Origin of the sequence: Viridibacillus arvi, from assembly GCF_001274945.1 — a bacterium.
Taxonomy (GTDB): domain Bacteria; phylum Bacillota; class Bacilli; order Bacillales_A; family Planococcaceae; genus Viridibacillus; species Viridibacillus arvi.
Map to the genome: position 1 here is coordinate 54,646 of NZ_LILB01000007.1, position 18,081 is coordinate 72,726.

At 37.7% G+C, this 18,081-nt stretch carries 18 protein-coding genes, 1 tRNA gene, 1 other RNA gene, 1 pseudogene and 1 other annotated feature; of the genes and pseudogenes, 5 read left to right on the forward strand and 16 right to left on the reverse strand.

Features of this window, described 5'->3' with window-relative positions; translation table 11 throughout:
• Window positions 1-394 precede the first annotated feature (394 nt).
• The 6 genes from AMD00_RS17735 to ffs form a co-directional block, all read right to left on the reverse strand.
• Window positions 395-673: a pro-sigmaK processing inhibitor BofA family protein gene (locus tag AMD00_RS17735; protein WP_053418395.1), complete on the reverse strand. Its 279-nt coding sequence runs from the start codon at window positions 671-673 to the stop codon at window positions 395-397.
• A gap of 59 nt (window positions 674-732) precedes the next feature.
• Window positions 733-948 carry a YaaL family protein gene (locus AMD00_RS17740; protein ID WP_081730036.1) on the reverse strand — a complete coding sequence of 72 codons (216 nt, stop codon included), beginning with the start codon at window positions 946-948 and terminating at the stop codon, window positions 733-735.
• Window positions 949-965: 17 nt separating this feature from the next.
• Window positions 966-1,562 carry a recombination mediator RecR gene (gene recR, locus AMD00_RS17745; protein WP_038181014.1) on the reverse strand — a complete coding sequence of 199 codons (597 nt, stop codon included), beginning with the start codon at window positions 1,560-1,562 and terminating at the stop codon, window positions 966-968.
• Window positions 1,563-1,573: 11 nt separating this feature from the next.
• The gene (locus AMD00_RS17750) at window positions 1,574-1,894 is read right to left on the reverse strand and encodes a YbaB/EbfC family nucleoid-associated protein (RefSeq protein ID WP_038181016.1); all 321 of its coding nucleotides are present in this window, start codon (window positions 1,892-1,894) and stop codon (window positions 1,574-1,576) included.
• Between the two features lie 29 nt (window positions 1,895-1,923).
• Window positions 1,924-3,702, reverse strand: a complete 1,779-nt coding sequence (dnaX, locus tag AMD00_RS17755; protein WP_053418396.1) for a DNA polymerase III subunit gamma/tau — start codon at window positions 3,700-3,702, stop codon at window positions 1,924-1,926.
• Window positions 3,703-3,846: 144 nt separating this feature from the next.
• An RNA gene (ffs, locus tag AMD00_RS22960) (signal recognition particle sRNA large type) lies at window positions 3,847-4,113 on the reverse strand.
• Between the two features lie 269 nt (window positions 4,114-4,382).
• Here ffs and AMD00_RS17760 point away from each other — a divergent pair.
• Window positions 4,383-4,475, forward strand: a tRNA-Ser gene (locus AMD00_RS17760).
• Window positions 4,476-4,690: 215 nt separating this feature from the next.
• Here the strand turns inward: AMD00_RS17760 and AMD00_RS17765 are convergent.
• The 4 genes from AMD00_RS17765 to AMD00_RS17780 all read right to left on the reverse strand — a co-directional run bounded on the left by AMD00_RS17765 (window position 4,691) and on the right by AMD00_RS17780 (window position 7,984).
• Window positions 4,691-5,221, reverse strand: coding sequence for an LOG family protein (locus AMD00_RS17765; protein WP_211258670.1), 531 nt, complete (start codon window positions 5,219-5,221; stop codon window positions 4,691-4,693).
• 142 nt (window positions 5,222-5,363) lie between these two features.
• Window positions 5,364-6,032 carry a deoxynucleoside kinase gene (locus AMD00_RS17770; RefSeq protein ID WP_053418397.1) on the reverse strand — a complete coding sequence of 223 codons (669 nt, stop codon included), beginning with the start codon at window positions 6,030-6,032 and terminating at the stop codon, window positions 5,364-5,366.
• Window positions 6,029-6,667: a deoxynucleoside kinase gene (locus AMD00_RS17775; RefSeq protein ID WP_053418398.1), complete on the reverse strand. Its 639-nt coding sequence runs from the start codon at window positions 6,665-6,667 to the stop codon at window positions 6,029-6,031. Before AMD00_RS17775 ends, AMD00_RS17770 begins: the two co-directional genes overlap by 4 nt.
• A 174-nt stretch (window positions 6,668-6,841) precedes the next feature.
• Window positions 6,842-7,984: a glycosyl hydrolase family 18 protein gene (locus AMD00_RS17780; protein ID WP_053418399.1), complete on the reverse strand. Its 1,143-nt coding sequence runs from the start codon at window positions 7,982-7,984 to the stop codon at window positions 6,842-6,844.
• Window positions 7,985-8,073: 89 nt separating this feature from the next.
• Here AMD00_RS17780 and tadA point away from each other — a divergent pair.
• The 3 genes and pseudogenes from tadA to AMD00_RS17790 form a co-directional block, all read left to right on the forward strand.
• A pseudogene (tadA, locus tag AMD00_RS17785) lies at window positions 8,074-8,550 on the forward strand (tRNA adenosine(34) deaminase TadA); the annotation flags it as partial.
• A 21-nt stretch (window positions 8,551-8,571) separates the two neighbouring features.
• Entirely contained in the window at window positions 8,572-9,027 is a 456-nt protein-coding gene (locus AMD00_RS24385) for an SF0329 family protein (RefSeq protein ID WP_456154793.1), read from the forward strand.
• An 18-nt stretch (window positions 9,028-9,045) separates the two neighbouring features.
• Window positions 9,046-9,585 (forward strand): SF0329 family protein, encoded by a 540-nt coding sequence (locus AMD00_RS17790; RefSeq protein WP_053418400.1) that lies wholly within the window; start codon window positions 9,046-9,048, stop codon window positions 9,583-9,585.
• Window positions 9,586-9,646: 61 nt separating this feature from the next.
• Here AMD00_RS17790 and serS read toward each other — a convergent pair whose 3' ends face one another.
• The 3 genes from serS to pdxS all read right to left on the reverse strand — a co-directional run bounded on the left by serS (window position 9,647) and on the right by pdxS (window position 12,785).
• Window positions 9,647-10,933 carry a serine--tRNA ligase gene (gene serS, locus AMD00_RS17795; RefSeq protein WP_053418401.1) on the reverse strand — a complete coding sequence of 429 codons (1,287 nt, stop codon included), beginning with the start codon at window positions 10,931-10,933 and terminating at the stop codon, window positions 9,647-9,649.
• Between the two features lie 120 nt (window positions 10,934-11,053).
• Window positions 11,054-11,268 (reverse strand) — a binding site (T-box leader).
• A gap of 31 nt (window positions 11,269-11,299) precedes the next feature.
• Window positions 11,300-11,893: a pyridoxal 5'-phosphate synthase glutaminase subunit PdxT gene (gene pdxT, locus AMD00_RS17800; protein WP_281173091.1), complete on the reverse strand. Its 594-nt coding sequence runs from the start codon at window positions 11,891-11,893 to the stop codon at window positions 11,300-11,302.
• A 4-nt stretch (window positions 11,894-11,897) separates the two neighbouring features.
• Window positions 11,898-12,785: a pyridoxal 5'-phosphate synthase lyase subunit PdxS gene (gene pdxS, locus AMD00_RS17805; protein ID WP_053418403.1), complete on the reverse strand. Its 888-nt coding sequence runs from the start codon at window positions 12,783-12,785 to the stop codon at window positions 11,898-11,900.
• 103 nt (window positions 12,786-12,888) lie between these two features.
• On the opposite strand from pdxS, the gene pdxR reads away from it, so the two are divergent.
• A complete protein-coding gene (pdxR, locus tag AMD00_RS17810; RefSeq protein ID WP_053418404.1) occupies window positions 12,889-14,298 on the forward strand; it encodes a MocR-like pyridoxine biosynthesis transcription factor PdxR in 1,410 nt (469 codons plus the stop codon).
• A gap of 34 nt (window positions 14,299-14,332) precedes the next feature.
• Here the strand turns inward: pdxR and AMD00_RS17815 are convergent, their stop codons facing one another.
• The 3 genes from AMD00_RS17815 to AMD00_RS17825 form a co-directional block, all read right to left on the reverse strand.
• Entirely contained in the window at window positions 14,333-15,670 is a 1,338-nt protein-coding gene (locus AMD00_RS17815; protein ID WP_281173088.1) for a D-alanyl-D-alanine carboxypeptidase family protein, read from the reverse strand.
• Between the two features lie 116 nt (window positions 15,671-15,786).
• Window positions 15,787-17,253: an IMP dehydrogenase gene (gene guaB, locus AMD00_RS17820; RefSeq protein ID WP_053418405.1), complete on the reverse strand. Its 1,467-nt coding sequence runs from the start codon at window positions 17,251-17,253 to the stop codon at window positions 15,787-15,789.
• 105 nt (window positions 17,254-17,358) lie between these two features.
• Window positions 17,359-17,838 carry a glutathione peroxidase gene (locus AMD00_RS17825; RefSeq protein WP_053418406.1) on the reverse strand — a complete coding sequence of 160 codons (480 nt, stop codon included), beginning with the start codon at window positions 17,836-17,838 and terminating at the stop codon, window positions 17,359-17,361.
• Window positions 17,839-18,081 lie beyond the last annotated feature (243 nt).

Below are 18,081 nucleotides of genomic sequence, written 5' to 3' on the forward strand. Positions count from 1 at the left end.
CCATAAAAGTAGTTTGAAAGCTCATTAGCTTTGCTAGCGTATCATCCGAAGATGATATCTATTTTTGTTTTAATCCACCAACAGAGTTGATGTTCAAAACTATTTATTGATTAACGTCTTGCATGTTCAGTTTTCAAGGTTCATTGTGTTGAGTCGATATCTAGTCGACTCCTAATATTATATCAGGATAACATTTCGTTGTCAACAACTTTTTAAAATTTCTTTTTTAGTTGTCGTCCTGATAAGTTGCTTCATTTCAGTAGCAACCTTTATATTATATCAACCTCACTTCTCAGTGTCAACAACTTTTTTGAAGTTGTTTTAAAGTTGATGTGTCACTTAAATTAGCAACCTAACTAATATAACACGCTTTATAAGCGTGCGCAAGTGCTTTTTAAAAAAAGTTATAGTAAATTGAAATTGCTAATACAGAGGCTACTCCTGGTATACCTAATAACGCAACCAACAAGCTAGAGAAAAAGTTGATAGGAACAAACAATCCTGCAAAACCTAATAAATAATGTAGTGCGAACAATAGTACAAAAGAAAATGCTATACGAAACCAAAAAATTGATAGCCACTCAACTGCTTTACCCCAGTGCTTTCTCGTTCTCATTAATAGGAAGAAAAAAAACAACACCCCTACGAAACCAACAATCGGTTTCCACATCATATATATCCAACTCCTTTTAAGATAGTAGTGATATATATGATTGGGATGCTGTTTTTAATTCATTTTCTTAATAAGATTTTTCGAATACGCGCTTCTTTAAATAGATAGAAGTGTTTACTTTCGGCAATTTTACGCTGCGCGATTGTATCTAGATCATAATCATCTAGTAAACCTTCAATTTCTTGCGTCTGCTGCCAATCTTCTTTAGTTTCTCTCATAAGAACCACTAGCTTCTCATCAAACTCTTGACGCAGCTTTTGTTTACGAAAAAACATCATGTTCGCCCCTTACTTCACAGTTCACGTCTTCCTTCTAACGCTTTTGATAAAGTTACTTCATCAGCATATTCCAAATCGCCACCTACAGGTAAACCATGAGCTATACGAGTTGTACGTATACCCGACGGTTTCACTAAGCGCGAAATGTACATTGCAGTAGCTTCACCTTCTATAGTAGGGTTTGTAGCTAAAATCAATTCTTGTACTTGATCATCTTGCAATCTTTTCAATAAAGTAGGTACATTAATGTCTTCTGGGCCTATACCGTCCATCGGTGAGATTGCACCATGAAGTACATGATATAGTCCGTGATAGTCACGCATTTTTTCCATGGCGATCACATCTTTAGGATCTTGAACAACACAGATCGTCGAAGCATCTCGTTGTTTATCCTGACAAATATGACACGGATCCACATCAGTAATATGACCACAAACTGAACAATAAGTTAAATTACGTTTAGCATCAACTAACGCTTTCGCAAAAGATAGAACGGTATCTTCTTTCATTGTTAACACAAAAAACGCCAGACGAGCCGCGGTTTTCGGCCCGATACCTGGCAATTTCATAAAACTATCGATTAGTTTTGATATCGGTTCAGGGTAATGCATATCAATTCCTCCTAGAACATGCCGGGAAGGTTCATGCCTTTCGTGAATTGTCCCATTGTAGCATTTGTAGTTTCGTCTACTTTTTTGATTGCTTCGTTTGTAGCAATGATAATTAGATCTTGTAACATTTCAATATCTTCTGGATCTACTACTGATTCATCAAGAATAACGTCAGTTACTTTCTTCTCACCAGATATAACTACTTTCACCATACCACCACCAGCTACACCTTCAAACACCTGAACAGCTAGTTCTTCTTGAGCTTCCATCATTTTCTTTTGCATTTTTTGCATTTGTTTCATCATGTTATTCATATTTCCCATACCACGCATATTAGTTTCCTCCTCAAAATAATTAAAATTTACTCTTCTAGTATTTCTACAAAACCTTTACCAAAAAGCTCCTCTGCTTTTGCGACAAGCGGGTCCTCAGAAGGAATTCGCTCCTCCACAAAAAGAGGTTCTGTCATTTCGTTTACATTATCTGCAGGTGTTTCTTCTAATGAATGCACCTGTTTGTCCAGACCATGCTGACGAATGAAGTCTGCACGTATTTTCAGCCAATTATCCTCGGGCACTACTACAATTTCATAGGCCACACCCGTTAACGGTTGTAAGATTGTAGACATCGCTGAAAATGTACCATTATTAGTACCTATAGTGCAATAAACTCCCTGCTTTAATTTTAACACAAACGCATTAGAAGATGCTGCCACAGGTTCAGCGTCTTCCAAAAGCGCTGATTGCGATTTTTGAAGCTGATTCAGCACATCAGACCACGCTGATTTTATCATTTGCAAATCTTTTTTCGTTGCTACTTTAAGTACTTCTTGGATACGTCCAACATTAATTTTCATACCACTATCTACTTTTGGTCGTTGTCGTTGCTGGGCAGGTGTTGCATTGTGTTGTTGTTGGCCGCCCTGTTGTAATTGGTGAACAATTTGTTCTAATGAGGCAATCTTCGCTTCAAGACCTGCAACATTAGGTGATTCACCGATAGATTGCAACTGTGGACTATTCGCTTGAGTATGTGCTTGAATAATAGGTTGACCTGGAGCAAATTGTGCCATTTTCAACATGGCCGTTTCTAAGTAAATTTTGGAGTGATGTGAAAAGCGCATCTCTTGTTGTGTCTTTGAAAGGATATCAACATAACCATATAGTGTATCCGTGGTAAATTGGTTGGCTAGAGTTTTGAACTTTTCATCTGACGAAGCAAGCTCAAGTAGATCCTCTAAATCAGGAGCTGTTTGAATTAGTAATAAGTCACGGAAAAATGTGATAAGATCCTCTGATAAACGAACTGCATCTTTTCCTTCACTCATTAGCTTTTCCAAAAGCGCTAATACTTGTGCAATATCTCTGTCTCCTAATGCTTTTGCTAAATCATAGAAGACTTCCTGACTTATAGAGCCTGTCACAAATAGCGCATCCTCTAGTGTTAACTTGTCCCCACTGAAAGATACAACTTGGTCCAGCATACTCAACGCGTCGCGCATACCTCCGGCAGCAGATTGAGCGATGACTTTTAACGCTTGCTCTTCATACTGTAGGTCTATATCTTCTAAAACAATTTTCATACGTTCTAACAAATCAATAGAAGAAAGCCGTTTAAAATCGAATCTTTGACAACGTGAAATTATCGTAGCCGGCAGCTTATGTGGCTCCGTCGTTGCCAATATGAAAACAACATGAGCAGGTGGTTCTTCTAAAGTTTTAAGTAAAGCATTAAACGCACTTGTAGATAACATATGAACTTCATCAATGATGTACACTTTAAAACGAGCGCTTGCAGGTGCAAAGCGTACTTTTTCAATAATCTCACGCATTTCTTCAACGCGAGAGTTAGATGCAGCATCAAATTCAATGACGTCAGGATGTGACCCATTTGTAATACTAATACATGTTGCACATGTATTACACGGTTCCTCGGTTGGTGCATGCTCACAATTTAATGCTTTTGCAAATATTTTCGCCGTACTTGTTTTCCCTGTACCTCGAGGACCAGAGAATAAATAAGCATGCGTAGTTTTATTGGCAAGGAGAGCATTTTGGAGTGTCCGTTTAACATGCGACTGTCCTGACATTTCTCTGAATGATTGTGGGCGATACACACGATAAAAAGCTTGATACGTCAACGTTTACCTCTCCTTTTTCGCCGATTAGTTTAATGTGTATATTATACCATAAGAGCGCTTCTTAAAGCCGCTCAATACCTTTAGATAAAAGAAAAACTCATTCGCCGAAAACGACGAATGAGTTTGAAATTTGCACGATAAATGCCGTGCACCTTCCTTCGACAGCCGTACATAAGCGTTACTTTTGTCGTTAGCTCTGATTAGGCAACCCTACGGCACATGCGATAAGCCGCTTAATGCTGCTTCCTTCCGGACCTGACATGGTTCGCGGGTACGCATTGCGTAGGACCCAATCGTCAACACTACGTGCAAAAGGCAGACCAAACATACGGACAGCCTTAGAAAAGGACTTCAGTCTCGCTAGAGCGGATTGCGAGTTATAGGACACCGCTACCTTCCCACCTAGCACGGCATCTATAAGTATACGAAGAATAATAAAAAAAATCAATATAAAAGCATGAAACGAAATATTACAATTAACTAAGGAATAGAAATAAGATCGATTAACATCTTATTTCAAGCCATTCTTCACCTTCTAATTTAAAATTCTTTTCACTATAAAAACTCTATAAAATAGACCTTCTAAATATTATTTTAATTTTTTTATAAAAAAGTGTTGACGAGATATTCAATACATGATAAAGTATTACTTGTCAGAAAGACAACAACATACTTTCTTCGGAGGAATACCCAAGTCTGGCTGAAGGGATCGGTCTTGAAAACCGACAGGCGGGTCATACCGCGCGGGGGTTCGAATCCCTCTTCCTCCTCCATTTTATTTTTAAAAACACGCGCATAATATTGAGATTGTATTCGTTGCTAAAGTGACGAATTTTTTCTCTAATACATATAGTCAGAAATTTTAGAAACAAACATTTATGTTTGTTTCTTTTTTTGTCTTCAATTAAAAATAAGCTACCTGAATTGATGTAGTTCTCTATTTCAAAAGCAACATTACTATATCCGCACCTATACATTACTTCTATAATTAATTTATAAATAATAAGAGCTCTTCGGGGGAACTTACCACACCTATTTGACCTTGCTGACTTTTCAACATAAAGCCTTCATCCACGGTATGTTGTAAATGTGCTTTAAGGAAATCATAATAATGATTGATATTGTATAAGCATACTGCTTTCGTATGCTGACCAACTTGGGAAAGTGTGAGTACATCAAAAAACTCATCCATTGTTCCCGCTCCACCTGGCAACGCTATAAAGGCATCTGCTAATTCAATCATTTTAGCCTTTCGCTCATACATAGTATCTACAAAAACTAATTTTGATAAACCTTGATGTGTAACCTCTTTCCATTCCAGAAAAGTTGGCATAACCCCAATTACTTCTCCTCCGTTAGCTAATACTACGTCTGCTACTTTCCCCATTAGTCCTACCTTTGATCCTCCATAAACAACACCAACACCATGCATAGCCAAAAACCTACCGAGCTCCATAGCCTTTTCAGCATATATAGGATTTGCCCCCACCTTGGATCCGCAGTAAATTCCTACTCTCATAAAATGCACCCCCTCATATGTAAAAATATAAAAAAATGCACCTATATATGATTATTTCCTTCCATTTCTTATATTAATTTTAAACGTATTATTAATTGCTATAAAAAAAAGACTGTCATGTAGTTGACAGTCTTACAATTTATTAACGACGTAAATGTGATGTCTGCTCCATAAAGTGACTGATGCGTTCCACAATTACTTCGACTGTATCTGGATTTTTCATCAAGTCATAGTCGTTGATGTCTAAACGCAATACCGGACATGCATTAAAACTGTCGATCCAGTTTTCGTAACGTCCGTGCATTTCATACCAATAATCCTTTGGCGTTTGTTGTTCCATTGGACGACCGCGTTCTTCTATACGCTCTAAAATATCTTCAATTGGTCCTTCCAAGTAAATTAGCAAATCTGGATGAGGAAAATATGGTGTCATGACCATTGCATCGAATAAGTTTTTATATGTTTCATAATCCGTTTTGCTCATTGTGCCTTTTTCTTCATGCATTTTAGCAAAAATCCCTGTGTCCTCATAGATTGAACGATCTTGAATAAAGCCACCACCATATTCAAAAATACGTTTTTGCTCCTTGAAACGTTCAGCTAAGAAATAAATTTGTAGATGGAAGCTCCATTTTTCAAAATCATCGTAAAACTTGTCCAAGTAAGGATTCGAATCGACCTTTTCAAATGACGTACGGAAATTTAATGCATTTGCTAACGCCTTCGTCATTGTCGATTTGCCGACTCCTACTGTTCCCGCAATTGTAATAACTGCATTAGCAGGAATGCCGTATTTTTCTCTTAAATTCATGACTCGAAACTCCCTTTTTCTAATGTTTCTTCAATAGTTCTTAAGATTTTTTGTAAATCCGATGGGTTTTTTACAAAATCAATTTCATCACCATTGATTCGTATTACCGGAATATCTGGGTTTTGTTTTTCAAATCGTTTAATAAATACATGGTAATCTGCAACGAGCTGCTCCATATAATCTCTTGAAATCATTTTTTCAAATTCGCGACCTCTCATGGCAATTCGTTTCATCAATGTATCGACGCTTGCATGAAGATAAACGACTACATTTGGACATGGCATGTCAGCAGTTAATATCCGATATATTTCTTCATACTTGTGAAATTCAGATTCTTTTAATGTTCTTTTAGCAAAAATTAAATTTTTAAAAATGTGATAATCTGCAACTGCAGATTTTTCATGCGATAGTATATGATTCTTAATATCTGTTAATTGTTTATAGCGATTACACAAGAAAAACATCTCTGTCTGGAAACTCCACTCATCAATGTCTTCATAAAATTTATTTAAAAACGGATTTTCGTCCACGATTTCTTTTAATAAGTGAAACTGAAAAGTCTCAGCAACTATTTTAGAAAGTGACGTTTTTCCGACGCCAATTGGCCCTTCAACCGTGATAAACGGTACAGGCATCAGAAGTCCCCCTTCGTCGTCTTTTTAGTCAGTGCTTATCATTTTATCATAGTAACAAGAAAAGCTGAAGCGACTCGTTAAGTACAGATGATTTATTAAAAGTAACTTATACCATAAAGTTTAATGGCATCAATTTATGAAAAAAACCCCCAGTATCAACTGAAGGTTTTAGTATTATCGTTTTTTCACGTGGAACATCTCTTGTAAAAGTGCCCAGTTTTGAGGGAAGGCAAAGCCCATATGCCAATAACTTATACCCCTTAACTTTAGTTCCTTTAGCAAATTGAACTTCGCTTCAATAGAACGTGCATCTTCAAACCACACTACATGTTCTACTCCATTACTCCAATAATGGAAAAATGGCGCTTCAGCTATTGGGTCATACGAAATCGCCGCATTTTGGTTTCTTGCCAGCGCAACAGCCTGTTGAGGGCTCAATCCTCTTGCGGGCGGATTTCCTGCTTTATATGGTAATGTCCAATCATATCCATATAAATTTTGTCCCATCATTACTTTTTCAGGAGGTATTTCGGTTATAGTATATTCTAACACCTGACGTACTGGCCCAATTGGTGATACCGCCATTGGTGGGCCACCGCTATATCCCCATTCATATGTCATAATAACAACAAAATCAACCGCTTCACCTATCCCTTTATAGTCGTGCCCCTGATACCATTTCCCTGGCTGATTTGCACTCGTCTTGGGTGGTACTGCTGCTGAAATTGTTAATCCTTGAGCATGAGCTCTTTGTCTGAACCTGTTCAAAAACTCAACGTAACGTTGCTTATCCTCAGCTAACAAGTACTCAAAATCTAAGTGAATATCTTTTGCCCCTTTTTTAGAAGCTTCACTTAAAGCAGCTCCAATGATTAAATCTTGTAATGTAGTATCATTTAAAATAGTATGTGCTAATGTATCACTAAAAGCGTTATTCTCTATATTTGTTAATACGATGGCTGTTGCGGACTGATTAGCGTTTGCTATCTCTGATATACTTCCCCAGTCCAGCGGTGTAAGAGTGCCATCACGGCGTACTTCATATGAAAATGGCATCATATAAGTTAATAGTGGTGCACGTCTTCTCAGCTGAGCTATTAAACTTTCTGGGATTTCAGCTGTATACCATTCGACATAACCATTTGTATCAATTGTAGGGCGATTTGGATTTGGCGTTTCAGGTAATACAAGCGCTTGCCCAACAACTAGAACATCTGGATCCGGAATTTCATTAAGTGCAACAATCGTCGCGACTGTCGTATTATGCGCCCTGGCGATATTATATAAGTTATCACCTTGCCTCACTACATAAATCAAGTGCAACCTCCTCTAGCATTATTTCTCCAGTAATATATGCGAATTGGGTTTAAACCGTGCTACACTATTTGGCAAGGAGCGATGAATCTATGGACGTATTAAAAAAAGATCTATACTTTATGCAATTGGCCATTGAAGAGGCGAAAAAGGCTGCAGCACTAGGAGAGGTACCAATTGGGGCCATCATTGTCTACAAGGATGAAGTCATCGCCAGTGCACACAATTTACGGGAAACTTCACAGAATGCAGTTACCCATGCTGAACTCATGGCAATTCAACAGGCTTGCAACAAAATTGGTAGTTGGCGATTAGAAGAAACCACTCTCTACGTTACGTTAGAGCCTTGCCCTATGTGCGCAGGAGCAATTTTACAATCCAGAGTGCCACGTGTCGTTTACGGAGCTAGAGATAGCAAAGCAGGTTGTGTAGATTCGCTCTATCACTTACTAGGTGACTCACGATTTAATCATAAGTGTGAAGTAACAGAGGGCATATTAACAACTGAATGTGGTCAATTATTAAGTGATTTCTTCAGTAGTTTACGTAGTAAGAAAAAAGCTGAACGAGCAACTTCCGTCCCTAAAGTTATACCATTTTCCAAATTAAAATCAGACGTAGAGAGTTTCTTATGCGAGCCCTTACAAGGAAAGATCGAGCTTCAATCGGCTGCACATAATGAATCTCGTGATGATAAACCACACATTTGGTTAACACTAAATAAAGACCAATTTTTTAATGTAGCTGATTCAGCATTTATTAACGAGCAATTTCAAGGGAATGACAATCCCGAACTACTCTCTACAGAAGTACAGATAGACGAACAAAACAAAATGGCCAGCTTACATTTGTATGAAGCATTTACTCAATACCCTCATTTATCAATTGTAGATGCACTAACTTCTACTAATCCAATTATCCGCGCATACGCTTTACTTGATCGTCGTTTAGGGAAACGTAAATTAAAAAACATGACTGCACCACAGTCTTCATTAGAACGAAAGTTTTATCAAATCCGTTGTGAGGCAGAGGGTATTCACTATTAAACTTAAGGGAGATATCCTATGCAATTCAGCAAAATCAAAAAAAGATATGAAAGTTTTCTTTGCAAAAAATTGCAAGGTCGTGTGAAGCTTTATGCAACAACATATCGTAAAGCACATGACAACCCAGCAAGTATTTGGCTTACATTAGATAAACAGAAAATTTTAAATGCAGATGATTTAAGTTTTATCGTTCCGAGGAACATACTATATGCGCAACTAAAAGAACAACATACGCTAAAACCCATACCATATAATAGAGACTTCAATGTAATGTTAGGATCCCCTGAAAGACGAGCATTAGTAGATGCCTATGATTTAGCTGAAGCAACTTTAATGGACCGCGGAAATTTCGAAAGCTTTTACTTGTATGAAGCAATCATACACTATACGCAGTTCCCCATTGAAGAATCATTACTATCAGAAAATGTACTCATTCAAGCTTTATCCATGTTTGATTACCGTATAGGAAAACGCAGATTACAAAATTTAAACATCGATAGAGCCCATCCTACTATTCAGCAATTTTATCAAATCCGTTGTGAGGCAGAGGGTATTTAAGAAAACAGTAAAAGGCTAATGCAGGAGAAAACTCCATAGCATTAGCCTTTTCATGTATAAATTATTTAGTTGGTGCTTGAATTACTTCTTTACCGCCCATATATGGACGTAAAACTTCTGGAATAACTACAGAGCCATCCGCTTGTTGATAGTTTTCAAGAAGAGCTGCAACTGTACGACCAATTGCTAGACCGCTACCATTTAACGTGTGCACATATTCAGGTTTTGCTCCTGTTTCGCGACGGAAACGAATATTGGCACGACGCGCTTGGAAATCTTCAAAATTAGAGCAAGAAGAAATTTCACGGTACGTACCTTGGGCTGGAATCCATACTTCTAAATCGTATTTTTTCGCAGCAGTGAATCCTAAATCAGATGTACACATTTTTAACTTACGATATGGTAAGCCTAAAAGTTGTAGAACCTTTTCAGCATGACCTGTTAATTTTTCTAATTCTTCATAAGAATCTTCTGGTTTCACGAAACGCACAAGTTCTACTTTGTTAAATTGGTGCTGGCGAATTAAACCACGCGTATCACGCCCTGCTGATCCCGCTTCAGAACGGAATGAAGCACTATAAGCTGAAAAGCCTTTTGGTAAAACATCAGCATCTAAAATTTCATCACGGAAGAAGTTTGTTACTGGTACTTCTGCAGTTGGGATTAAGAAGTAATCTGTATCCGCTAATTTGAATACATCTTCTTCAAATTTCGGAAGCTGACCAGTACCTGTTAAGCTATCACGGTTAACGATTACAGGTGGTAACATCTCTTCATAACCATGTTCTTCAGAATGTAAATCCATCATGAAACTCATTAAAGCACGCTCTAAACGAGCACCTAGACCACGGTAAAATACGAAGCGGCTACCTGTAGTTTTTGCAGCACTTTCAAAATCGATGATGTTCAAATCTGTACCTAAATCCCAGTGCGCTTTAACCTCAAAATCAAACTCTGGAATGTCGCCCCATTTAGCTACTTCCACATTATCATCTTCCGTGTCTCCAACTGGTACACTTTCATGTGGAATATTTGGTAAACGCATCATCATATCTTGGAATTTACCTTCCACTTCACGAAGATCAGTATCTAATGCTTTAATATCATCGCCAACTTTACGCATATGTGCGATTTCGGCATCCGCATTTTCTTTTTTACGTTTCTTTTGAGCAATTTGTTCAGAAACTTGGTTACGCTCAGCTTTTAGTACTTCTGTTTTTGCGATTAAATCACGACGTTGTTGATCAAGAGTTTCAAATTGATCGAAGGTACCTAAATCTTCATTACGGTGAGATAGCTTTTCTTTAATTTCCGTATAATTATCACGGATTCGTTTAATATCTAACATATGTCCATTCCTCCAGTTTTGTAAATTAGATAATAGAAATGTATCAAGGTTATCTTACAAAACAATACTTTAGGTCTAGGTTGCACTAAAAATAAGCAACAAAAAAGCCCTCATCCCCATGAAAGGGACGAGAGCATACCCGCGTTGCCACCCTAATTGACTGCATCTAGATGCAATCCACTTGTTTCATAACGGCTTGTTGGCCGGCCACAGCCTACTAAAGATTCAGCTGAGCAACTCCAGGACGGATTCACAAGGTTTTTTATCGACTTACACCAACCGTCGACTCTCTATAAAAAAACTTACTTGCTACTACTTCCTATCATCGTGTTTAATATGAATTTTATCCATACTTTACAATAGATTTCACCGTTTTGCAAGTATGGTCAAAACACTTTGCTCAACCATTTGCACAAAGTATGCCATAATTCGTTGATCTTCTGTCAATTCAGGATGAAAAGAACAGCCTAGAAACTGACCATCTTTCGCTAAAACAACGCGCCCATCATAATTTGCCAATACTTCAACGTTCGGTCCCACTGTTACAATATGAGGTGCACGTATAAATATTGCGGGGAAGTTTTCACCCATATTTTTTATAGAGAGGGGTATTTCAAAGCTATCAACCTGTCTACCAAATGAATTACGCTCAACAATAACGTCCATTACGCCTATATGGGGCGTTTGCTGACCAATGACATTTTTCGCTAGTAATATTAATCCTGCACAAGTACCGAATATTGGTTTACCATCGGCAGCAAATTGACGAAGAGGTTCCATCATACCGTAACGATCAATTAGCCTTTGCATCGTTGTACTTTCACCACCCGGTAGTACAAGGCCTTCAAGTTCCTTTAGTTGTTCTGCATGCTTTACAATGATTGCAACAGCACCAGCTGCTTCTATAGCCTGAACATGCTCACGTACAGCGCCTTGTAAACCTAAAACACCGATTTTCACCATCTTACCAGCCTCGCTCTTGCATACGATCTTGTGGATTTAAGCGAGAAATTTCAATACCTTTCATCGGAACCCCAAGTTCCTTCGAAATTTCAGCAATTAATTTATAATCCTTGTAGTGAGTAGTTGCTTCTACAATGGCTTTTGCAAACTTGGCTGGATTTTCAGATTTGAAAATACCTGATCCTACAAAGACACCATCTGCCCCAAGCTCCATCATTAATGCTGCATCAGCAGGAGTTGCTACACCACCAGCAGCAAAATTCACAACCGGTAATCGACCTAAACGATTGATCTCTAATAAAAACTCATAAGGTGCACCTAAAATTTTTGCCTCTGTCATTAGCTCATCCGGCGTCATGTTTGCAACTTTACGTACCTGTGCATTCACTTGTCGTATATGACGAACAGCTTCAACTATATTACCCGTTCCTGGCTCCCCCTTTGTACGAAGCATTGATGCCCCTTCACCAATACGACGTGTTGCTTCACCTAAATCACGACACCCACAAACAAAGGGCACTTTATAATCGCTTTTCAACAAATGATATTCTTCATCTGCTGGTGTTAACACTTCACTTTCATCTATGTAATCTACGCCCATTGCTTCTAAAACACGAGCTTCTACAATGTGGCCAATACGCGCTTTCGCCATTACAGGAATTGATACGGCTGACATCACTTCTTCCACAATACGAGGATCTGCCATACGCGCTACTCCACCAGCAGCTCGAATATCAGAAGGTACACGCTCAAGAGCCATAACAGCAACTGCGCCAGCTTCCTCCGCAATTTTTGCCTGCTCAGCATTAATTACATCCATAATTACGCCACCCTTTTGCATTTCTGCCATTCCGCGTTTTACTCGATCTGTAGCTGTTTGATTTGTCATTTCCATCGCCTCCATTTTCTTGTATGATGTTAGTATAATGAAAATTGACCATATAAAAAGATTCAGTTTATATATAATTCATATGGTCAGAAGAGGTGATCTGATGGATATGCTTATGTTTCAGCTAGAGAGAAATTCTAGTAAACCTATGTACGAACAGCTCTGCGAAGGCATTAAGAAGGGCATTACAGAAGGGACAATACCAACCGAATCTAAACTTCCTTCAAAGAGAAAATTAGCTGAATTTTTAAATATTAGTCAAACAACAATTGAGCTTGCCTATGCACAATTGTTAGCAGAAGGCTTTATTGCCTCAAAGCCCCGTGTCGGATATTTCGTTGAAGCTGTTGAGGAACTTGCCTATGTAGAAAAAAATATTCAATATCCAGCGATTCCAACTTCCTTATCCCGCGAAACATTTAACATAGATTTTAATCCGGGACAAATTGATACAGAATCATTCCCATTCCATCTTTGGAGGAAATATGCGAAGGAAGCAATTGATGAGCAATCTCAAGAGTTATTACTAATTGGTTCGCCCCAAGGAGAGCAAGAATTGCGGGAGGAAATTGCAACGTATTTGTATCAATCAAGAGGTGTTATATGTGCGCCGAATCAAATTGTAATTGGCTCTGGGACAGAACAACTTATGCCTATGATTATTCGCCTTCTAGGACCCTCTTCTCGCTTTGCAATTGAAAATCCAGGTTACCCATTAACCCATCACATCTTTAAGCAAACAGATCGTCCTGCTATACCAATCAATGTAGATGATGAGGGTCTATTGATCAATGATTTGGAGCATTCTAAGGCTAATGTTGTCTATGTGACGCCCTCACATCAATTTCCGACTGGTGCGGTGTTATCTGCCCCACGCAGAGCACAGCTTTTAAACTGGGCTAGCCAAAAGAATGATCGTTATATCATCGAAGACGACTATGATAGTGAATTTCGTTATATTGGGAAACCAATTGCTGCATTACAAGGAATGGATAAAAGTGACAGCGTGATTTACATAAGTACATTTTCTAAATCACTCATGCCTTCACTACGCATTGCCTATTTTGTGCTACCTCCAAAATTAGTAGAAGTGTACAATCAGGCGTTTAATTACTATACTTCGACTGTACCTCGCTTCGAACAGCATATTCTCGCACAATTCATGCGAGATGGCCATTTTGCGAAGCATTTAAATCGAATGCGTAAAATCTATCGTAAAAAATTAGAAAAGCTTACAATGGCTCTAGAACCATTTTCACCAACTGTTAAAATTTCCGGCGAACAAGCAGGTATGCATATCGTACTAACAATTTCCCACACAAAAAGTGCAGCAGAATTGAAAGACTTGGCACAAGAAAAAGGCATTCGTATTATACCTATTCAGGAATATATGATGGATCCAATATTAAATGGAAAACCCACTCAGTTTCTGCTTGGTTTTGGGGGAATTAAAGACGAAGAAATAAGTCAATCTGTACAACAATTAATGGAGGCTTGGGGAATTAGAGCATAAAAAAAGGCAATCGTCATGATTGCCTTTTTTTATATTAGAATATTTTATTCCATAAATCAGAGAAGAAGTTGCCAATACCTTTGAATGCTCGGGAAATCCATCCAGATTTCTCAACAGTAGCTGTAGTGACTACCTCTGCATTGTTTACTTCTCCATCAATAAATCCATAATCTTTACCTTCAGTTTTTTCGATTTCAACATGTCCAACCACAGCGCCTTTTTTAACAGGTGCTTCTAGTTCTTTTTTATCTAAAACTAATTTTGGTTTATATAAATCTCGATCTGAAGTTTTAACCATCATTGAAATTGCTTCTTTTGTAGCAATGTTCACTTTATCTTCTTTACCATCAATTACAGGTATCGTTTTTTGTCCTTTAAACGTATGGTTGGCCGGGACAATTTCCTCTGTAGTAAATTGATTGAAACCATAGTCGAATAATGCACGTGTTGCATCAAAACGAGCTTTATATGTTCCTTCACCCTTAGCATCTACAGCATCTAAAACAACTGCAATTAGACGTGTTCCGTTTCGTGTTGCAGTACCTGTGAAACAGTAACCAGCAAAATCGGTTGTACCCGTTTTTAATCCATCTACACCTTCATATTGAAATACAAGACCCGGTAGCATGAAATTCCAGTTAGACATTTTAATTGCATCATCTGTACCTTCACGGAATGTTTTTTTCGTAATGCTTGAAGTTTTCAATACATCAGGATGATCTTTTAATAAATGATAGGCTAATTTAGCAACAGATTTTGCGGGCATCTTATTCTCAGCAGTTTTACCAGTACCTGCTGGTTCCATACCATCTAGTTGTGCATTATTTAAGCCTGTTGAGTTAACGAAAGTATAATTCTTCAAACCCATTTTTTTTGCTTTTTTATTCATCATGTTCACAAATTCTGTTTCTGAGCCGGCAATCGTTTCTGCAATTGCAATAGTCGCTCCATTTGCTGAGTAAATTGCCATTGCTTCATACAATTCACGAATTGAATATTCACCGTCAGCACGTAGAGGTACGTTACTAAGAGCACGATTTTGGGAAATTTTATATGCATACTCTGTCACTTTATATTTTTGATCCCAAGTAATTTTACCTTCATTAATTGCATCTAGTAATATATATTCTGTCATCATTTTTGACATACTAGCAATTCCTAAAGACTTGTCCGCATTCTTTTGGTATAAAATTTTACCTGAGTCTGCATCGATTAAAATGGCGCCTTTAACGCGCAAATTAAGCTCGTCTTCTGCATTCGCTGCCTTCGGTATTGTTACAAACATACTTAACAGCAAAGCAGAAACCATGATTAATCGTAACCATGTGTTTTTTCTTGATGTTTTCACCATAATACCTCCATATGTGTTCATATTACTCCTCTTACTCCGCTCATTTTAACATAGATTCAGGGCTCACAACTACGGTGTATAAAAAAACACCCTTTCTACATCTAGTTTGACGTAGAAAGGATGGGAAAGTTTCTAAATTATGAGATTGAGTAGTTTGGTGATTCTTTCGTAATCTGAACATCATGTGGATGACTTTCACGTAAACCAGCACCAGTCATACGAACGAACTGTGCATTTTCACGTAAATCACGAAGATCCTTCGTACCACAATACCCCATACCTGAGCGAATACCTCCAACTAATTGGTGGATCGTATCTGCTAAAGGTCCTTTGTAAGGAAGACGTCCTTCAATACCTTCTGGAACAAGTTTTTTCGCATCTTCTTGGAAGTAGCGATCTTTTGAACCTTTTTCCATAGCTCCTACTGAACCCATACCACGATATACTTTAAAGCGACGACCTTGGTAGATTTCAGTTTCTCCTGGAGATTCAGAAGTACCTGCAAGTAAGCTACCTAACATTACTACATGTCCGCCAGCAGCTAAAGCTTTAATAATATCGCCTGAGTATTTAATACCGCCATCAGCAATAATTGTTTTACCTTGTTTACGAGCTTCTGCTGCGCAATCATAAATTGCTGTAATTTGAGGTACACCAACACCTGCAACAACACGAGTTGTACAAATTGAACCAGGCCCAATCCCTACTTTAACTACATCAGCGCCAGCTTCATAAAGAGCTTTTGTAGCCTCACCTGTTGCAACGTTACCAGCGATAATATCTAAATCTGGGAATGCTGCGCGAATATCTCTCACTACTTCTAAAACACCTTGTGAGTGACCATGTGCTGTATCGATTACAATTACATCTACTTGTGCGTCTACTAATTTTTGTACACGAACCATAGAATCTTTCGTAACACCAACTGCAGCACCTACAAGTAAACGACCTAAATGGTCTTTAGCAGCGTTCGGGAATTCCATAACTTTTTCTATATCTTTAATTGTGATTAAGCCTTTTAAGACGCCTTCATCATCAACGATTGGTAATTTCTCGATTTTATATTGTTGAAGTATTTTTTCTGCATCGTCTAAAGTTGTTCCGACAGGAGCTGTAACTAAATCTTCTTTAGTCATAACTTCATCAATTTTTTGAGAGTAGTCTTGTACAAAGCGTAAATCACGGTTTGTAATAATTCCTACTAATTTAAGATCTTTATCATTATTTACAATCGGAACACCAGAAATACGGTATTTACCCATTAAATGTTCTGCATCAAATACTTGATGAGATGGTGTTAGGAAAAACGGATTTGTAATAACTCCATTTTCAGAGCGTTTTACTTTCTCTACTTGATCCGCTTGCTCTTCAATGCTCATATTTTTGTGGATAATACCTATACCACCTTGTCGAGCCATAGAAATTGCCATTGGTGCCTCAGTTACTGTATCCATTCCAGCACTAATAATAGGGATATTCAATTTAATTTTTGGTGTTAAATTAACTGATAAACTTACATCTTTCGGTAATACTTCAGAATGTGCTGGTACAAGCAATACATCATCAAACGTTAAACCTTCTTTGGCAAATTTCGTTTCCCACATTTCGGTAACTCCTCCTGTTTTGTAAAAGAATATTAATTGTAAGATTAACAACGTGGCTATTCACTTGTCAAGGACTCTGCGATAAATAAGATTATTTAGAATTTTTCACTTCAATGCAGATTTTAAGTCATTTTCTATTTTAGCTGGCGAAGTTTGAGGTGCATAACGCGCTACAACCTTACCCTCTTTATTTATTAAGAACTTAGTGAAATTCCATTTAATCCCCTCAGTTAGTAAACCTTTTTTCTCTGAAACTAGATATTTAAATAATGGATCAGCATTGTCGCCCTTCACATCCACCTTTGCAAACATTGGAAAGTTTACTCCATAATTCTTTTGGCAAAATTGCATTGTTTCATCGATATCTGCAAACTCTTGATTATTAAATTGATCACAAGGAAAACCTAAAATTTCAAATCCCTGTTCGTTATATTTTTCATACATTGCTTGCAGTTCTTTAAATTGTGGTGTAAAACCACATTTACTTGCTGTATTCACAATTAACAGTGATTTACCAGTAAAATCACTTAAATTTTGTTGCTCTCCATCTACCTTTTTAACCGTAAAATCATAGACTACTGTCATTTCCCATACCTCCTGTTAGAATAAATTCTGCCATTCTATTTGATTGTGCTTCTTTTAACCATATGTTTTATTTAATATTTGTACAAGAAAAACGAATTCAAATAGAATATATAAACAAAAATCATAATAGATACTTAGAATACCTCAAACTTAATTAAGTATAATAAAAAAAGCACAACTGATTAAATCAGCTGTGCTTTAATGTGCCTAGCAACGTCCTACTCTCACAGGGGGAAACCCCCA